We start from the raw sequence: 6,756 nt of genomic DNA, 5'->3' as shown, positions 1-6,756 counted from the left end.
CGCCAGCAGCGCCGCCGCCCTCGTCAGTGATCGGGCTTATAGACCTGCCCCCACCGAGACGTCAACAACGATCTTCAAAAAAACTTCAAAATTCGACAAGATATTGAAATTAAACACTTCTTTCCACTGTTGATAAACTTGGTCGATTTAATGCATCGAAAATCCGGCGAATCCGCAATGCGAATCCTTGACCGGACGGTCAAAAACCTGATGGCCACTTCAAAGGGTCAAAAACGTCCCTCCGAGTGCCCTTCTCTACATATAGACGGTGTGGGTCTCTCGGTCGTCAGATATTGATCTCTCCGGCAAGGAAGCGCCACGCAAGCACGCCCACAGGCGCACCATGCCTTGCCCTTGGCCGGACTATTGCCGTACTTGCCAAGTGTTCGCCCTGCCCAACTTGACGATCGATGCAACGGGGCAGACCGACAAACATGATAATGCACGAGCTCTGCGGATGCACCGGCCGCATGCGGCGCCATTATCCCTAGGGGCGGAGATCCAGACGTGACGACACAGCTTCCTGCGCTTCCGGTTCGCGAGGTGTTGCCCGCACTAGCACAGGCTCTGACCGCGGGGCCTAGCGTGGTGCTTTCCGCCCCACCCGGCGCCGGCAAGACGACGCTCGTTCCGCTTTTTCTGCTCGATCAGGACTGGACAAAGGGCGGCAAGATCATTCTGCTCGAGCCCCGGCGGCTCGCGGCACGGGCTGCAGCCGGGCGCATGGCGGAGCTCCTGGGAGAAAAAGTCGGCGAAACCGTCGGCTATCGCATGCGCCTCGACAACCGTATCTCTGCCAGGACGCGCATCGAAGTCGTGACCGAAGGCGTGTTTGCCCGCATGATCCTCGACGATCCAGAGTTTGGGGGCGTGGCGGCGGTCCTGTTCGACGAATTCCATGAACGCTCGCTCGACGCGGACTTCGGCCTTGCTTTGGCGCTCGACGTCCAGGCGGCGTTGCGCGACGATCTCAAGATCATCGTCATGTCGGCGACGCTCGATGTCGTAAGGGTCGCAAGCCTGCTCGGCGGTGCGCCCGTCATCGAGAGCCAGGGTCGCAGCTATCCGATCGACATCCGCTATCAGGATCGCGGCGGCGACAGCGTCGAGGATGCCATGGTGCGGGCGATCGCCGAGGCGCACCGCACGGAAGAAGGCTCCATCCTCGCCTTTCTGCCCGGCCAGGCGGAGATCACCCGCGTCGCAGCACGACTCCAGGATCGCTTTGAGGCGAGTACGGCGATCGTGCCGCTCTATGGCAACCTGACCCAGAAGGAACAGGACGCCGCGATCCGGCCGGCGCCGTCAGGCACCCGCAAGATCGTGCTTGCGACCTCGATCGCCGAGACCTCGATCACCATCGACGGCGTCCGCATTGTCATCGACAGCGGCCTGCAGCGCCTTCCGGTCTTCGAAGCGGCAACCGGGATCACCCGGCTCGAGACGGTGCGGGTCTCGCGCGCCTCCGCCGACCAGCGCGCCGGGCGTGCCGGACGAACCGAACCCGGCATCGCGGTCCGCCTCTGGCACAGCGGCCAGACGGCGGCGCTTTCAGCCTTCACGCCACCACAGATCCTCGCCAGCGATCTCTCGGGCCTGCTGCTCGACTGCGCCCATTGGGGCGTGAGCGATCCGACCACCCTCGCCTTCATCGATCCGCCGCCGGAAACGACACTTACTGAAGCCAGGAAACTGCTAACGGCGCTCGGCGCACTGGACGATGCCGGCGCGCTGACGCCGAAGGGCCGCAAGATCCGCGACCTGGCATTGCCGTCGCGGCTCGCGGCGATGGCCGTTGCCGCGGCCGAAGAGGGACAGGCAGAGGCGGCCTGCCTGCTGGCGGTGATGCTGACCGAACAGGGCCTCGGCGGTACCAGCATCGATCTCGAAGATCGGTTGCGCCGCTTCCGGCAGGAGCGTGGCGATCGCGCCGAGGCGTCGCGCAATCTGGCGCGGCGCATGGCGGCAGAGTTGAAGGGCGCGCCGAGATCGAACGAACCGATCCTGCCCGGCGCGCTGCTGATGCATGCCTTTCCCGACCGCATCGCGCTGCAGCGGGGCGGCCGCGGCCGGTACGTAATGGCGAACGGACGCGGCGCGGAGATTCCCGAGACGGAGCGACTGGCCGCGGCCCCCATGCTCGTCATCGCCGACCTGACCGGCCGCGCCGGCGGCCAGCGGGTTCTGGCAGCCGCCGAACTGACCCGTGCCGAGGTCGAGGCACATATGCCCGAGGCGATCACCCGCGAAGACCAGAGCTTTTTCGACAAGCAGAGCCGGCAGGTACGCGCGCGCCGCGTAACGCGGCTCGGCGCGATCATCTTTGAGGAGGCGCCGCTTGCAAGACCCACCGGCGAAGCTGCCGCACGCGCGCTTGCCGACGGCGTGCGCCAGCTCGGCCTTGCCGTCGTGCCGTTCTCGAAAGAGGCGATGCAGATGCGCGATCGCATCGGTTTCCTCAACCGTTCGATCGGCGAGCCCTGGCCGGATGTCTCCGATCAGGCGCTCCTCGACCGTCTCGACACGTGGTTCGTGCCCTTCCAGCACGGCGTGACCGCCGTTGCCGACATCAAGCCGTCCAACCTGTCCGATGGCCTGCTGTCGCTCATTCCGCACGAGCGGCAGCGAGAACTCGCCAAGCTCGCGCCGACGCATTTCGAGGCGCCGACCGGGCAAAGGCACCCGATCCACTATGACGGCGACGAACCGCTGCTATCAATCCGCGTACAGGAACTGTTCGGTCTCAAGACCCATCCGGCGATTGGCAATGGCCGCCTGCCGCTGCTGCTCGAACTGATTTCGCCCGGCCATCGCCCGATCCAGACGACGCGCGACCTTCCCGGTTTCTGGGCGGGCTCCTGGCAGGACGTGCGCGCGGACATGCGTGGGCGCTATCCGAAACACCCGTGGCCCGAAGATCCGGCGAATGCGGCGCCGACGACACGGGCGAAGCCCCGTGGTACATGAGACGAAAGCACCGATGGCGGGAATACAAGGACGAATGACCACAGTTGCGCTTGAACACAACAACGACCAGACCACCAACCGCAGCCTGCGCCTGCAGACGCTCGTCCGGCTGCGCTGGCTTGCTGTCGGCGGCCAGTCGATCGCCGTCCTCATTACCGCGTTCTGGCTGCAGTTTCCGCTGCCGCTGATTTCCTGCCTGGTGCTGATCGCCAGCCTGGCGCTGGTCAACGCCTATGTGACGCTGCGCTATCCGCCGACGCACCGGCTGCAGCCTCCGGCCGCCTTCGCGCTTCTCGGCCTCGATCTCGCGCAGATCACCGGGCTGTTGTTCATCACCGGTGGTCTCACCAATCCCTTTGCACCGCTTCTCTGCGTTCCGGTCATTATTTCGTCGGCGTCGCAACCGAAATCGCACAGCATCATCCTTGCCGGCCTCGCGGTGATCGCCATCACCGCGCTTGCCTTCGCGCCCTTTCCCCTCCCCTGGTACCCGGGCACGGTTCTGCTGATGCCGCGGGTGCTGACTGCCGGCATCTGGTTCGCGATCGTTTCGATGACCGCCTTTGCCGCCTTCTATACCTATCGGGTCTCGCTGGAGGCGAGCGAGCTTTCGGAAGCGTTGACGGCAACCGAACTCGTGCTGCAACGGGAAAAGCACCTATCGCAGCTCGATGGCCTGGCGGCCGCCGCGGCACACGAGCTCGGCACGCCCCTTGCGACGATCAGCGTCGTCGCCAAGGAAATGGAGCGCGAACTCGGCAACGATCCGCGCTTCGGCGAAGACGTGCATCTCCTGCGCAGCCAGAGCGAACGCTGCCGCGATATCCTGAAACGGCTGACGACGCTCTCCTCCGAGAGCGAGGAACACATGCGGATGCTGCCGTTATCATCGCTGATCGAAGAGGTGATGGCGCCGCATCGTGAGTTCGGCATCCACATCAACCTCGTCGAGAAGGGCGACCGCACCACCGAGCCGGTCGGCAACCGCAATGCCGGCATTCTCTACGGGCTCGGCAATTTGCTCGAAAACGCGGTCGACTATGCCAAGAAGGAAGTGACGGTTACGGTCGTGCATACGACGGACCGCGTGAAAGTGACGATCGAGGACGATGGCGACGGCTTCGCCCCGGATATCCTGCAGCGTATCGGCGAACCCTACGTGACCCGCCGACAGAAGGACGACAGCGCCGGCGGCCTCGGGCTCGGGCTTTTCATCGCCAAGACGCTGCTGGAACGGTCCGGCGCGCGCCTGCGTTTCGAAAACGGTGGGCCGGACAGGCCGGGCGCCCGGGTCAGCGTCGAATGGCCGCGCGCCCTGATGGATACGAAACTGGCGAAATGACATTTCGCAGTTTATTGAACGAGGCTACCGCATAATTTTCAAATCGGAATCGATTTAAAGGCAAGATTGTGCAGTAATTCAAAGTGCTACAGCGACCTTTAAGCGTCTTGCACGACGCGCGGCGCAGTAGAGGAAACCTAAAGTCTCGGCGAAAGCGCAGGTTTTCGCTCAAGGATTGCCAGAATGACCGACAAATCGACAGCTTCGCCCAGCACGCCCGCAGCCCAGGACGCCGAACTGATCGGACCGGACCGCACCCTGTTGCTCGTCGACGACGACGCGCCCTTTCTCCGGCGCCTTGCCCGCGCCATGGAAGCGCGCGGCTTTTCCGTCGACATTGCCGAATCGGTCGCTGAAGGCATTGCCAAGGCCAAGGGCAACCCGCCGAAATACGCGGTCATCGATCTTCGCCTCGGCGACGGCAGCGGCCTCGACGTGATCGAAGCGATCCGCGGGCGACGCGACGACACGCGCATGATCATGCTGACCGGCTACGGCAACATTGCCACCGCCGTGAACGCGGTGAAGCTCGGAGCCGTCGATTATCTCGCAAAGCCCGCCGATGCCGACGATATCTTCGCAGCCCTCGTTCAGCGCCAGGGCGAACGCGTCGAGCCGCCGGAAAACCCGATGTCGGCCGATCGTGTCCGTTGGGAACACATTCAGCGCGTCTATGAGATGTGTGAGCGCAACGTCTCGGAGACGGCACGCCGGCTCAACATGCACCGCCGCACGCTGCAGCGCATTCTTGCCAAGCGCGCGCCGAAGTAAGCGAATAGCTCTTCAGAAGTAGCGCGATCGTAGGCGGAAAACCGCGTCACACTTTTCGTGGATTGCTCCGGGGTCAGCCGCTATCGCGGCCACCGGACAGGATGTCGCCGATCGAATCACCGAGTTCGCCATTGCGCTCGGCGGCCCACTCCGCGAGCATCAACCGTTGTGCCGCCGTACGGGCAAAGAGCTGCAAGACGGACTTGCGTGTCGCCGGCGGCAGCTTGTGTTCGGGCGCTTCGCGAACGATGTGCCCATCATAGCCATCGGAAAGCAGCAGACCGCACTCCTGCGGGAAGATATCCAGCGGCACGCCGGCATGGGTTGCGAAGAACAGCCGGTCGCAATGCTGCCGGTAGTCCGGCCATTTGCGGTCGACGCGAAAGTCCTCGATCGAGGACTTGATCTCGACGATCCAAATCTCACCCTTGGCCGAGAGCGAGATCAGGTCGGCGCGTCTGCCGCTGGCCAGCGTCAATTCGGGCAGGACGGAATGGCGAAGTTCGGCAAAAAGCCGCTGCACGCCGCGACGCACCATCATTGCGCGATTCGACTGCCGACCGTCGATCAGCGGATTGTCACCATGGATGGAGAGGATGGTCATGCGCCGGGTGTCCCTTTGGGACGGTCATTTTGTTGCAAAAAAACAAGGGTCATGGAATTTGCACTTTCCAGCCAAATTGTGGCCGCGCAATCTCTTGCATAGCACAAACTAATCGAAAATAACCGTACGCACTGTTGGTCGCGGCGACCCAGTTTTTCTTTGCTTCTTTTTAAGAGACTCCCATGCGCTTCCGCAATGCCTTCCTCTTGTGCAGCCTCGCGGCGACACTCGCCGTTGCCGGCTGCTCGACGACCTCGTCCAAGCCCGAGACGGCTGCCAACGATCCCGCTCCGGTAGCGGTAACAGTTGCTACGAATCAGATCTTCAACGGCGATTATGGCGCAGTTGAGGACCACGGTTACGCGCTGCCCGCGATCCCGATCAACAAGGTCGACACCCGTTTCCATCGCCAGATCGTCGACTACACCACCAGCGAGCGCCCGGGCACGATCGTCGTCAACACGCCGAATCGCTTCCTCTACTACGTGCTGCCCGGCGGCAAGGCCGTTCGCTATGGCATCGGCGTCGGCAAGGCCGGCTTTGCATGGGAAGGCGAAGCCTACATCGCCTGGAAGCAGGAATGGCCGATGTGGCATCCCCCGAAGGAAATGGCCGAGCGCAAGCCGGAAGTGGCCAAGTATGTCGAGGAAGGCATGGGCCCCGGCCTCAAGAACCCGCTCGGCGCCCGCGCGCTCTACCTCTTCAACGACCAGGGCAAGGACACGCTGTTCCGCCTGCACGGCACGCCGGAATGGTCTTCGATCGGCACGGCCGCATCGTCGGGCTGCATCCGCCTGATCAACCAGGACATCATCGACCTTTATTCGCGCGTTCGCCCGGGCAAGAGCGCCCGCGTCGTCGTCCAGCAATAACCGAATCACTTCGGTCTCGAGGAAGCCGTCGACCCTGGTCGGCGGCTTTTTTGCATCGACGCTCAACCGTCATTTGTCTTTGGTGCGAGCCGCAACGCATCGCGTCAGCGACGCACAGTTGCCGTGCGAAAATGGACTCAAATCAGGGTCGCGAGAACTGGTCGCCTTGGTGCAGATAGGCCCAATTTCGACTTAAATTC

General features: G+C 63.2%; 5 protein-coding genes. 4 read left to right on the top strand and 1 reads right to left on the bottom strand.

Annotation, left to right across the window (positions count from 1 at the left end; genetic code table 11):
- The first annotated feature begins 507 nt into the window (after positions 1-507).
- From hrpB to AB4Z53_RS25510, 3 genes are all read left to right on the top strand, one after another.
- On the top strand, positions 508-2,967 hold the full coding sequence (gene hrpB, locus AB4Z53_RS25520) for an ATP-dependent helicase HrpB (protein WP_441598329.1): 2,460 nt from the start codon (positions 508-510) through the stop codon (positions 2,965-2,967).
- Between the two features lie 34 nt (positions 2,968-3,001).
- Positions 3,002-4,309, top strand: coding sequence for an ActS/PrrB/RegB family redox-sensitive histidine kinase (locus tag AB4Z53_RS25515; protein WP_441598327.1), 1,308 nt, complete (start codon positions 3,002-3,004; stop codon positions 4,307-4,309).
- Positions 4,310-4,492: 183 nt separating this feature from the next.
- Complete coding sequence (locus tag AB4Z53_RS25510; protein ID WP_113538230.1) at positions 4,493-5,080, top strand: ActR/PrrA/RegA family redox response regulator transcription factor; 588 nt, start codon at positions 4,493-4,495, stop codon at positions 5,078-5,080.
- A 73-nt stretch (positions 5,081-5,153) separates the two neighbouring features.
- On the opposite strand, the gene AB4Z53_RS25505 is transcribed toward AB4Z53_RS25510, so the two are convergent.
- Positions 5,154-5,684, bottom strand: a complete 531-nt coding sequence (locus AB4Z53_RS25505; RefSeq protein WP_113538231.1) for an MmcB family DNA repair protein — start codon at positions 5,682-5,684, stop codon at positions 5,154-5,156.
- Between the two features lie 182 nt (positions 5,685-5,866).
- Here AB4Z53_RS25505 and AB4Z53_RS25500 point away from each other — a divergent pair, with 182 nt between their 5' ends.
- Complete coding sequence (locus tag AB4Z53_RS25500) at positions 5,867-6,556, top strand: L,D-transpeptidase (RefSeq protein WP_113538232.1); 690 nt, start codon at positions 5,867-5,869, stop codon at positions 6,554-6,556.
- Positions 6,557-6,756 lie beyond the last annotated feature (200 nt).

The sequence above is a fragment of the Ensifer sp. 2TAB8 genome (assembly GCF_052115125.1).
GTDB lineage: Bacteria > Pseudomonadota > Alphaproteobacteria > Rhizobiales > Rhizobiaceae > Ensifer.
The sequence above is the reverse complement of the archived record's forward strand: the minus strand, read 5'-3'. Positions and strand labels throughout refer to the sequence as shown.

Bases quoted from the DNA above. Each gene is read 5' to 3' on its own strand.
- AB4Z53_RS25505 (WP_113538231.1), bottom strand. From the start codon at position 5,684: ATGACCATCCTCTCCATCCATGGTGACAATCCGCTGATCGACGGTCGG.
- AB4Z53_RS25510 (WP_113538230.1), top strand. From the start codon at position 4,493: ATGACCGACAAATCGACAGCTTCGCCCAGCACGCCCGCAGCCCAGGAC.
- AB4Z53_RS25500 (WP_113538232.1), top strand. From the start codon at position 5,867: ATGCGCTTCCGCAATGCCTTCCTCTTGTGCAGCCTCGCGGCGACACTC.
- AB4Z53_RS25515 (WP_441598327.1), top strand. From the start codon at position 3,002: ATGACCACAGTTGCGCTTGAACACAACAACGACCAGACCACCAACCGC.